Here is a 19,649-nt window from a genome sequence, read left to right as displayed (position 1 = left end):
CCGGAACCGGCGTGCGAGCGGACCCGTCGGTTTTTGCACCTCGGCGCGTAACGTTGAAGCATGACGGACGAGACCTCCACGACCGACCGCGACGCCGACGCCTGGGGTCGACCCCGGGAGGAGAGCGCGGACGCGTCGGTCGACGCGACCCACGACCTGAACGAGCCCGTGCCGCCGGACGCGCCCGAGCGCGACGGCGTCGACGACGAGCTCCGCGAGGCGGTCGCGGACGACCTCGCCGACCTCGACGACGAACCCGACTATCCGTCGGGCGACGACCCCATCGAGCCACAGCGCGTGGACGTCGAGAACGCCGTCTTCGTCGCCCTCGGCGTCGTCGCGCTACTCGCATTGATTGCCGTTCTCGTTCTCAGCGTCTGACTGCCGGGAACGCTCGTTCCAGGGGAGCGCACAAGGTTTAATCGGACTGCCTGCCAATTGTCGCGCATGGCTGACCCTCTGCTGGGACTGGGATTACCGCTGTTGCTGGTACTCGCCGGTGCGGGACTGATGCTCGCCGAGGCGGTGATTCCTGGTGCGCAGTTCGTCGTCGTCGGCGTCGCGTTGTTCCTCGCGGGACTCGTGGGTATCCTCCTGGGTGGTGCGTTCACGAGCGTCGTCGCACTGACCCTGATGACGGTCGCGTTCGGGGTGTTCGCGTACTTCGCGTTCCGCGAGATGGACCTCTACAACGGCCCTGACCGCGGACAGACGACGGACTCGGACGACCTGTCGGGCGTGACTGCCGTCGTCACCGAGAAGATCACGGCCCGCGGCGGCGCGATTCGCCTCTCGGAAGGTGGCGGGTTCGACCCGAACTACCGGGCGCGCTCGGAGCACGGCGACATCGAGGAGGGCACGGAGGTCATCGTGACCGACCCGGGCGGTGGGAACGTCCTGACGGTGGAGTCCATGGACGTGGTCCGCGAGGACAGTATCGACCGCGAGCTCGCTCGCGGCCGCGAGGAAGCTGCTCGGGCGACGGACGAGGAGCCTGCGGCGTCGGGCGACGAGGACGACACGGAGGCGGATTCGTCGTCGGGTGACGTGTCGGATTCGTCGTCTGAAGACGGGTCCGATTCGGCGTCGTCTCGCGACCGCGACGAGTCCGAGACGGAGACCGAGACGGAGCGCGCGTAGCCAGTATCAACCTCGTTTAGTTAGTTAGCAAACAGGAAGGCTTTTTGCTCGTCCATCTAACGTCGAACTATGGTACTGATACCACTGCAGGGTGTCGGCGGCACGATAGTGCTGCTACTCGTCGTCATCGTATTGGTCCTCGCGATCGCGGCGCTCGCGAGTTCCGTCCAGATAGTCAACGCGTACGAGAAGCGAGCATACACTCGATTCGGGAAGTACCAGAAGCTCCTCGACCCGGGTGTCAACTTCGTGACGCCGTTCGTCTCGAAGACGTACACGTTCGACATGCGGACGGAGACGCTCGACGTCCCGCGCCAGGAAGCCATCACGCGCGACAACTCGCCCGTGACGGCCGACGCCGTCGTCTACATCAAGGTCATGGACGCCAAGAAGGCGTTCCTCGAGGTCGACGACTACAAGCGCGCCGTCTCGAACCTCGCGCAGACCACGCTCCGCGCCGTCATCGGCGACATGGAGCTCGACGACACGCTCAACAAGCGCCAGGAGATCAACGCGCGCATCCGGAAGGAACTCGACGAACCCACCGACGAGTGGGGTGTCCGCGTCGAATCCGTCGAGGTCCGCGAGGTCAACCCCTCGAAGGACGTCCAGCAGGCGATGGAGCAGCAGACGTCCGCCGAGCGTCGCCGCCGTGCGATGATTCTCGAAGCGCAGGGTGAGCGCCGCAGTGCGATCGAGGAGGCGCAGGGTGAGAAGCAGTCCAACATCATCCGCGCGCAAGGTGAGAAGCAGAGTCAGATCCTCGAAGCCCAGGGTGACGCGATCTCGACCGTGCTCCGCGCGAAGTCCGCGGAGGCGATGGGCGAGCGCGCCATCATCGACAAGGGCCTCGAATCCCTCGAGAACATCGGGCAGAGCGAATCCACGACGTTCATCCTCCCGCAGGAGCTCTCCAGTATGCTCGGCCGCTACGGGAAGCACCTCACGGGGAGCGACGTGAAGACCGGCGACGGCGAGCTCGAGACGAAGGACTTCGACGAGGAGACCCGCGAGATCCTCGGCCTGGACGACATCGACGAGATACTCGGTCAGATTGAGGAGGAGTCCGAGCCCGACGTCGAAGCGATGGAGGAGCAGGCCCAGGCGATCAAGGAGGGCGAGGACACGGCGCAGATCTCCGACCCAGACGACGTGATCGCGGAGATGGAAGACGAGTTCAATCCCGCTGACGAGCAGATGCAGGACGGGAGCGACTCGCAGTCGAACTGACCGACGGTTCGACGCGACCGAACCGACCGCTCCTCCAGGCGAAGCGGTTTTATTCTTCGGCGTGATACGTGCATCCGATAGATGACCGATCAGGATGGCGTCGACGAGCACAAGCGCGCGACCCTCAAGCGGTTCGCTGCGCTCGGCGCGGCGAGTCCACTCGCGAAGTTCTCCGACGCGGATTCCGCGGCCGATGCGTCGGAGAGCGACGTGCGCGACGCCATCACGGGCTACCTGTCGACGACGCCGGGCGCGCACTTCTCGAAGGTCCGGGACGACCTCCAGTTGGGGACGGGCGAGACCCAGCATCACGTCCGCCAGCTCGTCGACGAGGGGCGAGTGACGGTGTACCGGGACGGCGATTACAAGCGCCTGTATCCCGGCGGGCAGTTCTCGGAGTTCGAGATGACGGTGCTCGGGTATCTGCGTCGGGAGACGCCCCGCGGGATGCTCGTGACGTTGCTCGCGGACCCGTCGGCGTCGGCGTCGGACCTGGCGACCGAACTCGGGGTGTCGCGGCCGACGGTCAGCAAGTACGCGGGCGAGCTGGAGGCGGCTGGGTTGTTGTCGCGCGAGGACGGGTACGCGGTTGCGGCGCCGGAGACGGTGCTGATGCTCGTCGTCGGGTACGCTGACAGTTTCGACGAGCGCGCGGTCCAGTTGGCGCGTGAGGCGGCGGACCTGGTGACCTTCGACGGCTGAGGCGCGTTCTCGCGGCTGGTCGGTGTCGCTGCTCGGTGGTGAGCGACGGCCGGGGTCTGGTTCGAGCGGTGACGAGGCCGGTAGTTCGAGCGGTGCGTTTCAGGCGGGGATGGCGTCGACGCTGCGGCCGTCGAGTGGGTCGTCGCCGTCCTGGATGGCGTCGAGGAAGTCTCGGGCGGTGATGTGGGTGCCGTCGGGGAGCGTGCAGGGGGCGGTCGCGACGAGTTCGCCGTCGTGTTCGAGCGTGAGGTAGACGACGGGCGTGTGGAGGATGGATTGGTCGGTGTCCGTGATCGGGTTGGTTCGGGTGTGGATGCGGAACGGCGTGGTGGGGTCGACGCGCTCGGTCTCGGCCCAGTCGGTGACGATCTCGTAGAGGGTGGCTGGTTCGCAGTCGCTGTCGAGGGCGACGGTGGTCGGCCATTCGGTGAACGTGCAGGCGTCGACTTTCCCGGTCGTCTCGAGCGTGCGTGCCGCGGCGACGATCTCGTCGAGTGGCTTGGAGATGGGCGTGTACGCTCTGTGGTACACCCGAAGGGTCGCGGTCATAACGAGTAATCTATAATCAACGTTCATCATAAACTGTTCGGTACGTGGCAACGTTTGGCACTATCTGGTGCGCTCGAACGGGGCTGCAAGCGTGCGAAGAATCCAGAAACCCCCGGCGAAGGGGCGGAAACGAGCCGCAAGCGGGCGCGAGCGGCCCGGACGACCCCCTCGGGGTGTCACGGCCCGACGAGGTCACAGCGGATGACAGGTCGATGACGACAGGGGTCGAGGTCGTCGACCCGAACCGAAGCGACCGCCTCAGACGGTCACCTTCCAGGTCGTCGACGAGGAGTACCCCCACTTCTCGACGTCCACGTCGAAGTCACCGCCGGCGATGGCGGTCATGTTCGTCCCCACCTCCTTCGCGGTCATGTCGAGGTCCTGCCCGATGAGGCGGGACTTGAAGTACGTCTTCATCTCCGCCTTCTCGCGGAGGTACTCGAGGATCCGGCATTGCTTGTCCGAGAGGTCGGTCGTCGCCGCGGCACTCGTGCTCATACCTCCATCGATGGCCCGTTCGACCTTAGGGGGTTTGGTACGGGTGGTTAATCCGCCGCTTGCTTGCGGTTACGGACTCGCGTTGGCCGTGCGCAGGCACCTGCTCGCCCCCGGTTGGTACGACCGGTTAACGCGACCGTACCCACACGACCGGGAACCGTGACGAGGGTTCCTGTCGGCGCCGGGAGTCGTTCAGAAACTTCTTACCGGCGGCTTGCCGATACGAACCCAATGAGTAGCGAGCCGGTCGAGGTGAGCGTCGTCCTCCCCGCCTACAACGAGGCGGCGACCATCCGACAGACGGTCGAGACGACGCTCGCGACGCTCGCCGAGTTCCTCCCCGCCGACGCGTACGAGGTCATCGTCGCCGAGGACGGCTGCGACGACGCCACGCCCGAGATCGCCGACGAACTGGCCGCCGCGGACGACCGCGTCCGGCACTTCCACGCCGACGAACGCCTCGGGCGCGGTGGCGCACTGGAACGCGCGTTCGAGGCGGCGGACGGCGAGACGCTCGTGTACTTCGACACCGACCTCGCCACGGACATGCGTCACCTCGAGGAACTCGTCGAGTCCATCCGGACGGAGGGCTACGACGTCGCCACCGGCTCCCGGTGGATCAGCGGGCAAGAGGCCGACCGACCGGCGAAACGCGGCGTCCCGAGTCGCGTCTTCAACGGACTCACGCGACTGTTCCTGCGCTCGGACCTCCGCGACCACCAGTGCGGGTTCAAGGCGTTCGACCGGGACGCCCTCGCGACGCTCATGCCGGCGGTCCAGGACCAGCACTGGTTCTGGGACACGGAACTGCTCGTGAAAGCGCAGCGACGAGGGATGCGCGTCAAGGAGTTCGCGGTGGACTGGGAGCCCAAGGGCGACACGAAGGTCGACCTCGTCAGGGACGTCTTCGGGATGGGCAGCCAGATACTGCGGACGTGGTGGGAGCTCTCGGTGTCGCCGCGCGTGAACCGGCGCGTTGGTATCGTCGCCGGCACGCTCCTGACGCTCGTCGCCATCCTCCTGATGCCGCTGTACCTCGACCCGTCGGAGGTCGTCGCGAAGATGGCGAACGCGAACGCGACGCTCGTCGCCGCCTCCGCGGTCGTGTACCTCCTCTCGTGGCCGCTACGAGGGAGCCGGTACCGCGACATCCTCGCGCAGATTGGGTACGATAGCGACGTCGGGTTCTTGACGGGCGCGATATTCATCAGTCAGACCGGGAACCTCGTGTTCCCCGCTCGCGCCGGTGACGCGGTCCGCGCGTACGTCGTGAAGGCGCGTCGGAAGGTGCCGTATCCCTCCGGGTTCGCGTCGCTCGCCGTGGAGCGCGTGTTCGACCTCCTCACCATCACGATGCTCGCCGGGAGCGTCCTCGTCGCCCTCGTGGCGACCGGGAACGCCACCGAACTGCTCTCCGTCGTCGCCGGCGACGGTGGGACGGGCGCCGGGGACGCGGGCCAGGCGGGACGGACGGCGGTGTACCTCGCCGGGGCCGTCGGCGTGCTCGCCATCGGGAGCGTCCTCGCCATCTTCGCGTCCGCACGCAGCGACGGGAACCGCATCGAGGCAGCGCTCTCGCGGGTGTCGTCGGACTCGTACGTGTCGATGGTCGCGGGCGTCCTCGAGCAGTTCGTCGGGGACATCCAGCGGGTCGCGAAAGACGAGCGGGCGTTCGCCAGCATCGCGGCGAGTTCGGTCGTCATCTGGTCGCTCGACGTCGTGACTGCGGTCGTCGTGATGCGTGCGTTCGGCGCGTTCGACGTGCTCGCGCTCCCGACGCTGCTGGGCGTGGCGTTCTTCGCGGTGAGCGTCGGGAACCTCGCGAAGGTCCTCCCGCTCACGCCGGGTGGCGTCGGCCTCTACGAGGGCGCGTTCACGCTCCTCGTCGTCGGGTTGACGCCCGCGCCGATAACGGGCGAGGTCGCGCTCGCGGTGGCGGTCGTCGACCACTTCGTGAAGAACGCGGTCACGGTCGTGGGTGGGCTCGCGTCGATGCTCGTGCTGAACGTGTCGCTGACGGAGGCGGTCGCGGAGAGCGCGGAGTCGCCGGAGACGACGGAGTCGGAGACGGTGAACCAGTAGTCGGGACCTGCGCAGTCGTCAGTACGCGTCGGTGACGAACGGGCCGAGTGCGCCGGCGACGGCGGTCTCGAGCGCCGTCGTTCGCGTGACGGCGTTCCCGGTGAGGACGCCGGCGGCGCCTTCCTGGGTGGCGACGCTCTCGCGGCCGTAGACGTCGTCCATGACGGGGCCGAGTTCCTCGCCGGCGTCGACGCGCGCGGCGACGTCGTCGGGGAGTCTGAGTGCGGGCCCGCTCGCGGTCTCGACGCGGTCGCCGTCGGTGACGGCGGCCCACATCACGAGGTAGGTGCCGTCGGTGCCGTCGAAGCTTGCGACGCCGCCTTCGATGCCGACGCCGAGGTCGAACCCGCCGTGGTCGTAGGCGCGGCGCGCTCGCGTGACGGCGCCGTCGAGGGTCTGGGCGTGGCCGCGGGGTTGCTCGGGGACGCCGCTGTCGACGTCGACGGCGTCGACGCTGAGGCCGGGCATCCCGCCGATGGCGGATTCTGTCGCGGAGCGCTTCACGGGATTCGTGGAGCCGACGCCGACGAACATACGCGAGGAAAGGGGGCGCCGTGGGTATAGGCGTTACTCACGCGGTATCGTGTCGGCGTCGACGGTGGCGTCCGAGTGGCGTGCTCCGTCAGGGTGGTGACGTGTATGGACGGGCTGGCGACCACGTGGTAGTATTTAGGTGTTTTGTTGCTCGTTCACACACACCGGTCTCGCTCGTGATTACTCCGGTTCTGGAACAAAATTCCGAAACCCTTTTGTGTTGGCGTGTGGCATCAAGGTGTTACGGAACTGCGGGCGCCCGGGTTTTCACCTTCGGCCGCTCCCACCCCCGGTAGCCCCCGCCTTCGCACCAACCATGACCGACGCACGAACACGAACCCGAACGCGAGTCGCGAGCACCGAGGACGAGAAACAAGAGGGCGACGAGGTAACCTGCCCGGAATGCAACGGTGACGTCATCCAGGACGGCCAGGAGACCGTCTGCAACATGTGCGGGCTCGTCGTCGACACCGACGAGGTCGACCGCGGCCCCGAGTGGCGTGCGTTCGACGCCCAGGAGAAGAACGAGAAGTCCCGCGTCGGCGCCCCGACGACGAACACGATGCACGACAAGGGCCTGTCGACGAACATCGACTGGCGCGACAAGGACGCCTACGGCAACTCGCTGGACTCCCGGCAGCGCGAGAAGATGCAGCGCCTCCGCAAGTGGAACGAGCGCTTCCGCACCCGCGACTCGAAGGAACGGAACCTCAAGCAGGCGCTCGGCGAGATCGACCGGATGGCGTCGGCGCTCGGCCTCCCGGACAACGTCCGCGAGACCGCCTCCGTCATCTACCGTCGTGCGCTCGACGAGGACCTCCTGCCCGGTCGCTCCATCGAGGGCGTCGCGACGTCCTCGGTGTACGCTGCCGCGCGCCAGGCTGGCGTCCCGCGCAGTCTCGACGAGATCAGCGAGGTCTCCCGCGTCGAGAAGAACGAGGTCGCTCGCACGTACCGGTACGTCGTCCGCGAACTCGGCCTGCAGGTCAAGCCCGCGGACCCCGAGAGCTACGTGCCGCGGTTCGCGAGCGGTCTCGAACTCAGCGACGAGGCCGAGCACCGCGCGCGCTCGCTCCTGAAGACCGCGAAGGAGAAGGGCGTCCACTCCGGGAAGTCCCCGGTCGGCCTCGCCGCCGCCGCCGTCTACGCCGCGAGCCTCCTCACGAACGAGAAGACGACGCAGGCCGCGGTCAGCGAGGTCGCGGACATCAGCGAGGTCACCATCCGCAACCGCTACCACGAACTGCTGGAAGCCGAGGACACGCTCGGACTCGCCTGAACCGGGAGCTGGACGAACAGCCGCTTCCAGACCGTCGTCTCCGGATCGTCGGTCGGTCCCTGACCGACTGCGAGGACGCCCGGTTCGTTCTCAAAGCGCGTCGAACGCCGTCGGGTAGCTGACGGCTCCCGAGACGTCGTCGTCGACGTCGTCGAGGAGTGCGAGTGCCTGGAAGTCGTCGTCGGGCAGGTCGAAGGCGTTCTGGAGTCCCCACCGTGTGGCGGGTTCGAACCCGAAGCGCGAGTAGTACGCGAGGTCGCCGTGGAGGACGACGACCGCGTAGTCGAGGTCCCGGCAGCGGTCGAGTGCGTGCTCGACGAGCGCGGTGCCGATACCTTCGTTCTGGCGTGCTGGGTGGACGGCGACGGGTGCGAGCGCGAGTGCGTCGTCGGTCCCGGCGACGTCGACCTCGGTGAGGAGGACGTGCCCGAGGACGCGGTCGGTCGTGGCGTCCTCGGCGGACGCGTCGTCCTCGACCGCGACGATGGAGAGCGCGGGGACGAAGGCGTCGCTCTCGCGGAGTGCGTCGACGAGTCGCGCCTCGTCGTCGGTCGGGAACGCGGCGCGGTGGAGCGCGTCCACCGCGTCGTGGTCGACGGCGGTCCCGGGGCGGAACTGCATCACGTCCCGAGGACGCCGACGGTCGCCGTAACGGTTCCGGACCCTCGCGGCGTGATGGCGGGTGCGGTTCGTGCGAGCGCAGTCAAGCGCTGTCGCTTCGCGCACGTTTTTCCGCGGTGGCGGCGAAGGCGAGGCATGGACTTCGAGTCGTTCGTGCTGGCGGCCGCGACAGACGACCTCGCGGACGCGGAGACGGCGGTGGCGCGGGAGCACGCGGACGCGGTCGAGTATCGGATGGACGCGGTGGATGCGGCGGCGGAGGCGGGTGCGGTGTCGCCGTCGGTGACCGCGCTCGCCGAGTACGACGGTGACCTCCCCGTCATCGCGACGAACCGAGCCGCGTGGGAGGGCGGGGAGGCGGGCCCGGCGGTGCCGCCGAGCGAGCAGGATGCGGTCACGGCGAGCGAGGACCGGAATCGCCTGGAGTCGCTCGCCGCGGCGGCGAGCGTCGACGCGGTCGAGGCGGTCGACGTGGAACTGGCGAGCCTGGCGGCGGACGCGCCGGGCGTCGACGTCGTCCTCGGCGAGACGGCAGCGAACGACGTCGCGGTGGTCGCGTCGACGCACGACTTCGAGGGGACGCCGTCGCGGGACGCGATGCGGGAGTCGCTCCAGGCTGGACTCGAGTACGGTGACGTCGCGAAGCTCGCGGTCACCGCGGCGTCCCGCGAGGACGCGCTCGACGTGCTCGCGGTCACGCAGGAGTTCGCGGCGCGCGACGAGCCGGTGGCGACGATGGCGATGGGCGAGGTCGGCCGGCACACTCGTGCGGTGGCTCCCGTCTACGGGTCGAAGATCGGGTACGCGCCGGTCGACGCGGCCGACGCGACGGCGCCCGGCCAGTACGACCTCGCGACGCTCGCGGACCTCGTCGAATCGCTCGAATGACGGCTTCCGGGGTCGGTTCTCGAAAGGTCGATGCGAGCGCCGTCTCGCGGCGGAAGCCGAGTGTGATGCGGCGCCGTCGCCGGTTCCGGCCGCTTCGAGCACCCCGAATCCGTCGGCTCCGCGAAACCGAACGGTAAAGTCCCCGGCGAGAAAACGCCGGCGCATGCTCGGTACTCGGGTGCGCGCCGTCGTCGTCGGCATCTGCTCGCTGCTCCTGCCGGGGCTCGGCCAGGCCCTCATCCGTCGGTGGGTGCGCGCCCTCTTCTTCCTCGGCCTCTTCATCACCACGGTCGCCGTGTTCGTCCCGGAGTCCGCGCTCACCGCCGACGTCCCGCTCGACGGCCTCTTCGCGCACGCTCAAGCGGTCAGCCAGAACATGTCCGACTGGGGAACCATCGCCATCACCGTCGTCCAGTTCGGTGCGATGATGGACGCGTACGTCCAGACGCTCCAGCGCCCCACCCAGACCACCGAAGGGCCGACGTGCCCGCGTTGCGGGCGCGAGGTCGAGCCCACGCACGGCTTCTGTCAGTGGTGCACGTACGAGTTCGAGGAACCCGCCGACAACTGAGTCGGTTCCCGACCGGACTGGCGGCGAGCCCGCGGACGTCCGGTTACTTCTCGATGATGCGTTCGTCGACCGCCTCGCCGAAGTGTCGCGCGGTGTCCTCGTAGTACACGAGCAGTTCGTCGCCGGGTTCCAGGTCCGTGACCGCGGTCCGACCCTCGCGGGTGTGGACCTTGATCGTCTCGGCGTTCTGGAGGAGCGTCTCGAAGCGGTCGCCGTCCCGTTCGAGCTCCACGCGGAACATCGGGCGGCGTTCGATCTTCGCGCGGCCGACGACGGCTTCGCGCGTGCCGCCGTCGGCGTCGACGAGCTGGACCTCGTCGCCCGACCCGAGTTCGCTCAGGTACTTCGTGCCGCCGTCGGGCGTGCGAACGTACGCGTGGACCGCGCCGGCGTTCACGCGGAACGGCCGGGAGGCGACGTACGGCGACTCCGCGGTCTCGGCGTGCACGAACACGAGGCCGCGACTCATCGACCCGACGAGCATCCCCTCGTCGTCGTCCATCAGCGACGCGGTGTCGACGCAGACGCGGTCCGCGCTCCCGGTCTGCTCGATGCTCGTCACCTCCGCCCACGACAGGTCGAGGTGCTCGCGTTCCGTCGCGTCGCGCTCCTCGACGGTCTCGCGGATGACGTCCGGGTCGTCAGAATCCAGGAGGACCGCGTCCGCGCCGAGTTCGAGCGTTTCGAACGCCGTCCGCGCCTCCTCGGCGGTCGTCACGCCCGCGACGAGCGTGGTCTCGTCGCCGATGCGCGCGATGAGGTTCTCCAGGGGGATGATCGTCCAGTCCTCGCCGACGACGACGGTGTAGTCGCCGGCGTCGGCGGCGGCCTCCGCGAACGCCTCGTACTCCTTCCCGCGGATCTCGACGTACGAGCCGTCGGCCGCGCCGCGACGCACCGTCGACAGGTCCGCGGACCCGGAGAGGTCCGGCGGGAGCGACACCGTCCCGTCGCCTTCCCCGCCCTTCCCGACGAGGTACGCGTCCGCGGCCTCGACGTCGACGGCGTCCTCGCCCTCCTCGTCGTCGTCGCTCTCCGCGTCCTCGATGCGGTCGACGCCGTTGTCCTCGGCGTCGTCCACGAGCGTGCTGTCCCCGGCCGCGCTGAACGCCGCGACGTTCACCTCGCCGAGCTCGCGGACGCGCTCCACGTCCGCTTCGTCGACGACCACCCAGTCGACGCCGGCTTCCAGGCCGGCGGTGATGCGACGCCGTCGCGCGTCCCAGTCGCCGACCTCGTCGTCGGCCTTCAGCCAGACTTCGCGTGTCATGCCCGACTCTCCTCGGGGCGGTCGCTTGAACGTGGCGGATGCGTCAACGCCACCGCTCGTTCGCGTCCGCGAGTGCGTCCGCAGCAGAGCTCACTGCTCGCGGTCCGCGTCGTCGCCCGGGATGTCAGTGCTCGCGGTCCGCGTCGTCGTCCGGGCCGTCAGTGCTCGCGGTCAGCGTCGTCGCCGGATACGCTGGGCTTGCCGTCCTGCTCGTCGGGGGCCGAGCCGTCCCAGTCGCGCGCTTCGGGGTCGTACGCCGGTACGCCACTGGGGGCGGTCTCGTCCAGGGATACTGCGTCCGGTCCGTCGTCCGCGGTCGAGCGTGCCGGATCGTCGGCCCCTCCGACGGCGTCGTCGGTCCCCTCGGACGCGTCGCCGGACGGTTCCGCGCCGTCCTCGGCGTCGTGGTCGGGGTCGAAGTCGTCGCCGGGTCGTACGGCGAGCCGGCCGGCGGTCGCGGTGAGCGCACTCCCGACGGCCGCCGGGACCGCGAACCCGAGCGCGTTCCCCGCCATCGTCCACGTCCGGAGGACCACCGGGCCGGACCGGACGAGGTAGCCGTTCTCGGTCGGGGCGTACGCGAGGTGCCCGAGCCCGACGAGCGCGACGTACCCGAGGGCGGTCCCGACGGCGACGCCGACCGACGCCGCAGCGACCACGCTGCGTCGCGACGCCGCCGACGGGGACCGCGTCGCGGCGACGAAACCCGCCGCGAGCGCGACGAACAGCAACACCCACGGGCCCTCGCCGAGCGCGGTCCCCGTGACCTGGTTCTGGTAGCGCTGCTGGGCGTCCTCCACGGACTCCTGGACCGGCTCGTCGTTCGTGTCGACGGGGTCGCCGCCGACGGTGCCGAGCGCGTGCGGGAGCGCGCCGACGACCAGTCCGGTGACGACGAGGAGCGCGACGAGCAGGAGCGAGAGTCGCCACGCGACGACGTCGTCCACGACTCCGGGGCCGCGACGGACCACTCGACGCAGGCGTCCGTCCGCCATCAGCTCTCGCCCTCCGTGGGAGCGTCGGCTGCGAGAGCGACGACGGCCGTGCCGACGGCGGTGACGACCGCGACCACGACGGCGTTCACGGAGAGTGCACCGACGTCACTCAGCATGGTCTCCGTCCGACCACCGCCGAGTTCGATGGGCGGGAGGACCGCGGGCGCGACGGTTCCGACGAGCACGTACCCGACGGCGACGGCGACGCCCGCCGCGAACGCGAGCACGACCGGCCTCGGGACTTGGCCGCCGATCATGGCGCTGGCGACGGCGCGGCCGCTCCCGCCAGTGGCGCGCTCGCCCCCGCCAGCGGTGCGGACGCCGGCGGCGGCGACCATCGCGAACGCCGCGAGGAACAGCGGTGCGCTCTCGACGCCGTCGTACGCGAGGACGTACACGTAGAACAACCGGCGAGCCGCGGGGTCGCGGTCCGCGACGACGTCGCCCACGACGCCCGGGGTCTCGACGGGCGGCGTCAACACCAAGCCGGACGTGAAGGGGACGAGTGCGACCGTGACGCCGGCGGCGACCGTCGCCGCCGCGACCGCGAGCGTCCCGCGGCCGACGTCCAAAGGGCCGACCGACACCGCGCCTTCCAATCCTCCAGACATGTCCGAACGCGCGAATGCCGTCGGCAAAAGCGTTCCGCGTCGGTCAGTCGCCGTCGTCGCCGGTGCCGTCCCAGTTCCGTCCGTCGGGGTCGTACGTCGGCGTGTGGGACCCACTGCTGCGCCCCGGCCCGGTCTCGCGGTAGTCGCTCGCCGGCCCGCTCCCGTCCGCGGACGCGTCGTCAGCGGGGACGCGCTCGGGGCGCTCGCTGCTCCCGTCGCCGTCGTTGCGGGTGGCCCCGGAGGCGTCCCCGTCGGGGTCGGCTTCCCCGCCGGACGCGACCTCGGCGTCCTCGGTGACGTCGGTTTCGTCGTCACTGACGAGACGCCCGCCCGGGTCGGGTTCGACGAGCGTTCCGGCGACGCCCGCGAGCGCGCTCCCGACGGCGGTGACCGCGGCGAGCGCGAGCGCGTTCGTCGCGATGGCACCGAACCGGAGCGACACCGGGAACTGCTCGACGATGTAGCCCTCCGCCGCCTCGCCGTACGCGAGGTGGCCGACCGCGACGAACGCGACGTACCCCACCGCGATACCGACCGCTGAACCGAGGACGACCGACCCGACTCGGGTCCATCGCGTGCCGCGAGCGCGGACCGCGCCCGCGAACGCGACGCCGACGGCGACCACCGGCAGGAGCGTCGGCGCGAACAGGAACGCGAGGTTCGTCAGGTAGTTCTGGTAGCGCTGGCGCGCGCCGTCCGCCGACTCGGGGTCCGGCGTCGGGCCACTCCCGGTGTCGACGGCGTCCGCACCGACCGCGCCGAGCGCGTGCGGGACGAACGCGAGCGCAACGGCGACCGCCACGACCGCGAGCGCCACGCCAACGATCACGGGCCGGGCCCGGAGGCCGTTCGCGGCACGCCCGCCCGCCACTCGGAGGTCGTCGACGTCGAACGTGTCGTCGTCGCGTCCGCTCATGTCGCAGTGCTACGGTGCCCCCGGCAAAAGCTTTCTCCGTGCGAGTCCGCGACGCGCTACCTGGAGGTGCACGCCGCGGCGACCCCCGCCAGGAACGCCGCGACCGCCGTCGGCGCGCTCGTCCCGAGCGCGTTCGCGAGGACGCTCGCGACCGATATCGTCGGCGGATACGACGCCACGAGGTACCCGCCCGGGACCGCGGCGTACGCCTGCGTCACGACCGCGACGAACGCACCGTACCCGACGACGGCACCGACGAACGCACCGACCGCCACGCGGGCAGGCACCGGCCACGACGACCGCCCTCGCGAACCGACCGCAGCGAACGCCGCGAGCGCTCCCACGACCGGCATCACAACCGGCGCGAACGCCACCACGCGGTCCGCGACCTCGTTCCGGTATCGCTTCCGCGGGTCCTCCTGGAACGCCTCCACGGACGGCGGCGGCCCCGGGTCGGTCACCACCGGGTCGTCACCGAAGCCACCGACCGCGTGCGGAACGAACGCCACCGCCAGCCACGCCGCCGCGACGACGAGCGCGACCGCTAGCGCGGGCCGCCACCGCCCCCACGCTGCTCGTTCACACATACCGCACGCTCGGGCCGGGACGACCCTAAGCCACTCGCTACTCCACGGGAACGTGCGCCGCGTCGCCGATCCGCGGCCGCTCGACCCGCCCGTCGAGGGTCGGGCCGACGCCGACCTCGCGAGCGTACGCGACGATGGCGTCGTACTGGACGCCGTGCTCGGCGACGACCTGCTCCCGGGCGAGCTCCGGGTAGAGGTGGTCGGTGACGACGAAGTACTCGGTCGCGGCGACGCGATACGACGCCGCGTCGTCCAGGGGCTCGCCGCCGACGCGTATCGCGCGGAACTCGCGCTCGACGTCGTCCCAGACGACCTGGGCTCCCGAGACGTGCCCGAACTTCCGATGCGTCTCGAACGCGTCGTGCAGCGTCGTCCGCTCTAGGACCGCCCGCAGCGTCTCGCCGTCGACCTCGCACGTCACGAGGTCGCCCTCGAACGGCACGAGCCCGACGAGGTCGCCGACCGTGACGTCGCCCGCGAGCGCGTCCCGCGTCCGGATGCCACCGGGCGTCATCACGGCGACGTCCGCGTCGGCCGCCCACCGGTACGCGTCCGTGACGAGGTTCCCGACGCGGCTCTCCGCGCGGTCCGTCGCCGCCTTCGAGCAGTCGATGGGGCCGTCGACGGTCGCGACCACCTCCGCCAATCCCGCGTCAGTGTGCGCGTCAGCGACCGTCTCCCGGAGCGACTCGTGCACCGGCTGGTCGGCGGTCGCGACCAGGTCCGGCTCGAGCGCGCTCGAGCCGCCGGGGTCGTCGCCGTCGACCGCGGGGACCGTCGCGTGCACGAAGTGCCGAGCGCCGTTCCCGGGTCGCGCGTACGCCGTCCCGTCGACCACGTCCACGCACGGCTCGTGCGTGTGCCCGTCGAGCACGGCGTCGACGTCCAGCTCCGCCGCCAGCTCGGCGCCGAGCGGCTCGCCGACGTGCGCGAGCACGACGGTCGCGTCCACGCCACGCTCGCGGACCGCCGCCACCCCCGCCCGAGCCGCCGCCATAGGCTCGCGGAAGTCCAGGCCCGACGCCGCGGGCGCCATCGCCCCCGTCTTCGGACTCGCCACCCCCACGACGCCGACCGTCCACTCGCCCGCCTCCACGGTCGTCCACGGCACCGTCTCCGCGGCCGCGAACCGACTCGCACCCGCGCCTTCGCCCTCGAACGCGTTCGCCACCACGTACTCCTGGGGCGCCGCCCCCACCAGCTCGCGAGCGCGACCCGGCCCGTGGTCGAAGTCGTGATTCCCCAACGTCTCCGCTACCGACCCCACCGCCTCGAAGAACGACAACGCGTGCTCGCCACGCGTCGACAACGCCAACAACCCCGGTCCGAACGAATCCCCCGTCCCAACCACCAGCACCGGCTCGCCCGCCTCCCGGAGCGCGTCCCGCCGCGACACCAACCCACCAGCCAACCGCGCCACCCGCACTGGCTCATCGAACGCGTTCTCGACGTCAGAATACTGCAGGAGATGCAACGCCATACCCACACGACACCACCCCCACCCACTTCACCACACCGCACCCACGACACCACACCACACGCCCACTCGCCGTCCCACCGCCCCACGGACACGACCCCCGAAACGGCGGCCTGACAGTCAGCGTATTCCTGAAGAACCGAGAGGCCTCGGTACGTTTGACGAATCGAGAGGCTGCCGTATGCGTGAGGAGTCAGTAGAGAAACGGCGACCTGGCGGTCGCCGTATGCTCGTGCGACCGGTTAACTCACGTCGATTCGTTCGACGCCGTCCACTTCGAGGACGAGGTCCTTCCCGTACGCGGACGACGGCGTCTGGTAGCCGACGGGGGCGTCGCCGTCGAGGACCTTCCGCGTACACAGGAGCGCGGTATCTCGCGTCAACGCGTACCCGTTCGGGGTCTCGAGGCGCGACACGACGGTGTCGCCCTCTGCGGTCTCGGCCTCGCCGTATATCTCGCCGCTGCCCTCGCGGAGTTGCTCGTCGTCCGGGCCGTCGATGCGGCGGTCGACGAGCCACTTCAGGAGCGACTGCGCGGGCCCGGACTGGATGACGGGCGCGAGCTTCCGGAACTGGCGGATGCGCTTGATGGTGTCCGGGTGCGTCTCCGAGTACACGCGGACGTTCCCGATACCCGTCGAGTGATACGCCGTCACCACGTCCCCCCACGGGATCGTCATCCCGCTCCGGGTACCGTGCGAGAACTCGAACTCGCGGTCGTCGAACGCCTGCGGGACGCGCTTCAACTCGCCGTTCTCGCGGATGACGCCGTCGTCACCGAAGTTCTCCACCATCGTCATCGCCGTTCCGCGCGAGAGCCCGCCCATCCCGCCGAGTGCGAGCGTGAGCGACTCCGCCTCGGGCAGTCTGTCGTGGAGGTGCGCAGCGAGGCAGTCCGACGGCACCACGTCGAACCCCGTCCCTGGAAGGAGCATGACGCCCGCGTCCTCGGCTTCGTCGCTTCGCTTCGCGAGCGCGTCGAACACCTGCCACTCGCCCGTGATGTCCAGGTAGTGCGTCCCCGTCTCGATGCACGCGTCCACCATCGGCTCCGCGGTCGCCGAGAACGGCCCCGCGCAGTTCAGAACCACGTCGAAGTCCGCGACGACGCCCGCCACGTCGTCGTCGACGCTGAACACCTCGCTCTCCAGCGCCAGTTCCGCGGCCTGCTCGCGGACCTTCTCGCCGTTCCGCCCCGCCACCACGGGGTCGAGGTCCGACGACGCCGCCGCCTGCTTCGCGATCAACGCACCAGTATACCCGTAAGAGCCGTAGATGAGGACGTTCTCCGCCATGTCCCTCCCCTGCGCGCTCCGCTCGGAAAAGCCTACGTGAACTCGCAACCGAGCGAACTCGGATTTATCGGGTCGCGGTCGTGACGCCGACCGACGTCGACGACGCACGCCCTGCGACGCGGTAACAAAAGTTCACGAGTCCCTCATCTCGATTCGCGTGACGCGAACATTCGTTCCCGACTGGAACACTGTTAATACGCCCAGGCGATTAGTCCACGACGATGAGAATGCGAAACCGCGATTGGTGGCCCGAGCAGTTGGAAGTGGACATCCTCGACCAGAACGCGCGCGACGTCGACCCGATGGGCGAGGACTTCGACTACGCCGAGGCCTTCCAGTCGCTGGACCTCGACGCCGTCAAGGACGACATCGAGGACGTCATGACGACGTCCCAGGACTGGTGGCCGGCGGACTACGGCCACTACGGGCCGCTGTTCATCCGGATGGCGTGGCATAGCGCCGGCACATACCGAACGAGCGACGGCCGCGGCGGCGCCGCCGAGGGCATGCAGCGCCTGCCGCCACTGAACTCGTGGCCGGACAACGCGAACCTCGACAAGGCCCGACGCCTGCTGTGGCCCGTGAAGAAGAAGTACGGCCGGAGCCTGTCGTGGGCGGACCTCATGATCCTCGCAGGGAACGTCGCCATCGAGTCGATGGGCGCGAAGACGTTCGGGTTCGCTGGCGGACGCGAGGACGCGTTCGCACCCGACGAGTCCGTCGACTGGGGGCCGGAGACCGAGATGGAGGCGTCCGAGCGCGTCCCCGAACCCGGCCAGATCAGCGGTGACCTCGGTGCGACCGTGATGGGTCTCATCTACGTGAACCCCGAGGGCCCCGACGGGAACCCTGACCCGGACCTGTCGGCGAAGAACATCCGCGAGTCGTTCAGTCGGATGGCGATGAACGACGAGGAGACGACCGCGCTCATCGCCGGCGGACACACGTTCGGGAAGGTCCACGGCGCGGCCGACCCCGACGAGCACGTCGGCCCGGAACCCGAGGCCGCACCCATGGAGAAGCAGGCGCTCGGCTGGGAGAGCGACTACGAATCCGGGAAAGGTGGTGACACCATCACGAGCGGTATCGAGGGCCCGTGGACGCAGTCGCCCATCAACTGGGACCTCGAGTACGTCGACAACCTCCTCGACTACGAGTGGGAACCCGAGAAGGGTCCCGGTGGCGCGTGGCAGTGGACGCCGACCGACGAGTCCCTGCACGGGAGCGCCGACCCCGCGCACGGCGACGACCCGGAGACCCCGATGATGCTGACGACGGACATCGCGCTGAAGCGCGACCCCGACTACCGCGAGGTCCTCGAGGAGTTCCAGGACAACCCGATGGCGTTCGGGATGGCGTTCGCGAAGGCGTGGTACAAACTGACTCACCGCGACATGGGGCCGCCGGAGCGGTTCCTCGGTCCGGAGGTTCCCGAGGAGGACATGCTCTGGCAGGACCCGCTCCCGGACCGCGACTACGAGCTCGTCGACGACGACGCGGTCGCGGAACTGAAGTCGGAACTCCTCGAGTCGGACCTCTCGCGGAGCGAGCTCGTCAAGACGGCGTGGGCGGCGGCGTCCTCGTACCGCGACAGCGACAAGCGCGGTGGCGCGAACGGCGCTCGCGTCCGCCTGGAACCCCAGCGGAGCTGGGACGTCAACGAGCCGGCGGCGCTCGAAGACGCCCTCGAGACGCTCGAAGGCATCCAGACGACGTTCAACGAATCGCGGTCGGACGGCACGCGCGTGTCGCTCGCCGACCTCGTCGTGCTCGGCGGGAGCGCGGCCATCGAACAGGCGGCTGCTGACGCCGGCTACGACGTCGAGGTCCCGTTCGAACCGGGCCGCGTGGACGCCTCGGAGGACCAGACGGACGTCGACTCCTTCGAAGCGCTGGAACCGGAGGCGGACGGCTTCCGGAACTATCTCGGCGAGGACCTCGACCGACGCCACGAGGAGGTCCTCGTGGACAAGGCGGAGCTCCTGAACCTCACCGCACCCGAGATGACGGTGCTCGTCGGCGGCCTGCGCGCGCTCGGCGCGACCTACGACGACACCGACCGCGGCGTGTTCACTGACGACCCGGGGACGCTCACGAACGACTTCTTCACGACCCTGCTCGGGATGGACCTCGAGTGGGAGCCGACGTCGGACGCGAAGGAGGTCTTCGAGGGGTACGACCGCGAGAGCGGCGACCTCGAGTACGAGGCGACGCGCTTCGACCTCGTCTTCGGGTCGAACTCGCGGCTCCGCACGGTCGCCGAGGTCTACGCGGCCGACGACGGCGAGGAGAAGCTCGTCCAGGACTTCGTCGACGCCTGGCACAAGGTCATGACGAACGACCGCTTCGACCTCGAATAACGACGAGCACGACCACTGCGGACGGACCTCGGTCGCTCGCGAAC

General features: G+C 69.7%; 20 protein-coding genes. 9 read left to right on the top strand and 11 right to left on the bottom strand.

What is annotated here, in order from left to right:
• The first annotated feature begins 60 nt into the window (after positions 1–60).
• From LI336_RS05235 to LI336_RS05220, 4 genes are all read left to right on the top strand, one after another.
• Entirely contained in the window at positions 61–381 is a 321-nt protein-coding gene (locus LI336_RS05235) for a DUF7312 domain-containing protein (protein WP_227131601.1), read from the top strand.
• A gap of 66 nt (positions 382–447) precedes the next feature.
• Positions 448–1,140 (top strand): NfeD family protein, encoded by a 693-nt coding sequence (locus LI336_RS05230; RefSeq protein WP_227131600.1) that lies wholly within the window; start codon positions 448–450, stop codon positions 1,138–1,140.
• A 69-nt stretch (positions 1,141–1,209) separates the two neighbouring features.
• Complete coding sequence (locus LI336_RS05225; protein WP_227131598.1) at positions 1,210–2,370, top strand: SPFH domain-containing protein; 1,161 nt, start codon at positions 1,210–1,212, stop codon at positions 2,368–2,370.
• An 81-nt stretch (positions 2,371–2,451) separates the two neighbouring features.
• Entirely contained in the window at positions 2,452–3,072 is a 621-nt protein-coding gene (locus LI336_RS05220) for a winged helix-turn-helix transcriptional regulator (RefSeq protein ID WP_227131596.1), read from the top strand.
• A gap of 99 nt (positions 3,073–3,171) precedes the next feature.
• On the opposite strand, the gene LI336_RS05215 is transcribed toward LI336_RS05220, so the two are convergent.
• Both LI336_RS05215 and LI336_RS05210 read right to left on the bottom strand, forming a co-directional pair.
• Positions 3,172–3,621 carry an HTH domain-containing protein gene (locus LI336_RS05215; RefSeq protein ID WP_227131594.1) on the bottom strand — a complete coding sequence of 150 codons (450 nt, stop codon included), beginning with the start codon at positions 3,619–3,621 and terminating at the stop codon, positions 3,172–3,174.
• A 258-nt stretch (positions 3,622–3,879) separates the two neighbouring features.
• Positions 3,880–4,119, bottom strand: coding sequence for a DUF7123 family protein (locus LI336_RS05210; protein WP_227131592.1), 240 nt, complete (start codon positions 4,117–4,119; stop codon positions 3,880–3,882).
• Positions 4,120–4,350: 231 nt separating this feature from the next.
• Between LI336_RS05210 and LI336_RS05205 the strand changes: the two genes are divergently transcribed.
• Entirely contained in the window at positions 4,351–6,201 is a 1,851-nt protein-coding gene (locus LI336_RS05205) for a flippase-like domain-containing protein (protein WP_227131590.1), read from the top strand.
• An 18-nt stretch (positions 6,202–6,219) separates the two neighbouring features.
• Here LI336_RS05205 and yjjX read toward each other — a convergent pair whose 3' ends face one another.
• The gene (gene yjjX / locus LI336_RS05200) at positions 6,220–6,735 is read right to left on the bottom strand and encodes an inosine/xanthosine triphosphatase (RefSeq protein ID WP_227131588.1); all 516 of its coding nucleotides are present in this window, start codon (positions 6,733–6,735) and stop codon (positions 6,220–6,222) included.
• A gap of 316 nt (positions 6,736–7,051) precedes the next feature.
• Here yjjX and LI336_RS05195 point away from each other — a divergent pair, with 316 nt between their 5' ends.
• Positions 7,052–8,014 carry a transcription initiation factor IIB gene (locus tag LI336_RS05195; RefSeq protein WP_227131586.1) on the top strand — a complete coding sequence of 321 codons (963 nt, stop codon included), beginning with the start codon at positions 7,052–7,054 and terminating at the stop codon, positions 8,012–8,014.
• Between the two features lie 90 nt (positions 8,015–8,104).
• Here LI336_RS05195 and LI336_RS05190 read toward each other — a convergent pair whose 3' ends face one another.
• Positions 8,105–8,635, bottom strand: a complete 531-nt coding sequence (locus LI336_RS05190) for a GNAT family N-acetyltransferase (protein ID WP_227131585.1) — start codon at positions 8,633–8,635, stop codon at positions 8,105–8,107.
• A gap of 135 nt (positions 8,636–8,770) precedes the next feature.
• Here LI336_RS05190 and LI336_RS05185 point away from each other — a divergent pair, with 135 nt between their 5' ends.
• Both LI336_RS05185 and LI336_RS05180 read left to right on the top strand, forming a co-directional pair.
• Positions 8,771–9,523, top strand: coding sequence for a type I 3-dehydroquinate dehydratase (locus LI336_RS05185; RefSeq protein ID WP_227131584.1), 753 nt, complete (start codon positions 8,771–8,773; stop codon positions 9,521–9,523).
• 163 nt (positions 9,524–9,686) lie between these two features.
• Positions 9,687–10,094, top strand: a complete 408-nt coding sequence (locus LI336_RS05180) for a DUF7575 domain-containing protein (RefSeq protein ID WP_227131583.1) — start codon at positions 9,687–9,689, stop codon at positions 10,092–10,094.
• A gap of 43 nt (positions 10,095–10,137) precedes the next feature.
• On the opposite strand, the gene LI336_RS05175 is transcribed toward LI336_RS05180, so the two are convergent.
• The 7 genes from LI336_RS05175 to LI336_RS05145 form a co-directional block, all read right to left on the bottom strand.
• Positions 10,138–11,364 carry a 3-dehydroquinate synthase II gene (locus LI336_RS05175; protein WP_227131582.1) on the bottom strand — a complete coding sequence of 409 codons (1,227 nt, stop codon included), beginning with the start codon at positions 11,362–11,364 and terminating at the stop codon, positions 10,138–10,140.
• A gap of 158 nt (positions 11,365–11,522) precedes the next feature.
• Positions 11,523–12,359 (bottom strand): hypothetical protein, encoded by an 837-nt coding sequence (locus LI336_RS05170; RefSeq protein ID WP_227131581.1) that lies wholly within the window; start codon positions 12,357–12,359, stop codon positions 11,523–11,525.
• Positions 12,359–12,970, bottom strand: a complete 612-nt coding sequence (locus tag LI336_RS05165; protein WP_227131580.1) for a hypothetical protein — start codon at positions 12,968–12,970, stop codon at positions 12,359–12,361. The genes LI336_RS05170 and LI336_RS05165 overlap by 1 nt, the downstream gene beginning before the upstream one ends.
• A gap of 43 nt (positions 12,971–13,013) precedes the next feature.
• Positions 13,014–13,886, bottom strand: coding sequence for a hypothetical protein (locus tag LI336_RS05160; RefSeq protein WP_227131579.1), 873 nt, complete (start codon positions 13,884–13,886; stop codon positions 13,014–13,016).
• Positions 13,887–13,942: 56 nt separating this feature from the next.
• The gene (locus LI336_RS05155) at positions 13,943–14,473 is read right to left on the bottom strand and encodes a hypothetical protein (protein WP_227131578.1); all 531 of its coding nucleotides are present in this window, start codon (positions 14,471–14,473) and stop codon (positions 13,943–13,945) included.
• 37 nt (positions 14,474–14,510) lie between these two features.
• Complete coding sequence (locus LI336_RS05150; protein ID WP_227131577.1) at positions 14,511–15,953, bottom strand: bifunctional metallophosphatase/5'-nucleotidase; 1,443 nt, start codon at positions 15,951–15,953, stop codon at positions 14,511–14,513.
• A 239-nt stretch (positions 15,954–16,192) separates the two neighbouring features.
• A complete protein-coding gene (locus LI336_RS05145; protein ID WP_227131576.1) occupies positions 16,193–17,245 on the bottom strand; it encodes a saccharopine dehydrogenase family protein in 1,053 nt (350 codons plus the stop codon).
• Positions 17,246–17,466: 221 nt separating this feature from the next.
• On the opposite strand from LI336_RS05145, the gene katG reads away from it, so the two are divergent.
• Positions 17,467–19,605 (top strand): catalase/peroxidase HPI, encoded by a 2,139-nt coding sequence (gene katG, locus LI336_RS05140; RefSeq protein WP_227131575.1) that lies wholly within the window; start codon positions 17,467–17,469, stop codon positions 19,603–19,605.
• Positions 19,606–19,649: the final 44 nt, after the last annotated feature.

This window comes from Halorubellus salinus (assembly GCF_020567525.1).
GTDB lineage: Archaea > Halobacteriota > Halobacteria > Halobacteriales > Natrialbaceae > Halorubellus > Halorubellus salinus.
Note: the sequence above shows the minus strand (reverse complement) of the source record. Positions and strands in the feature narration are given on the sequence as shown.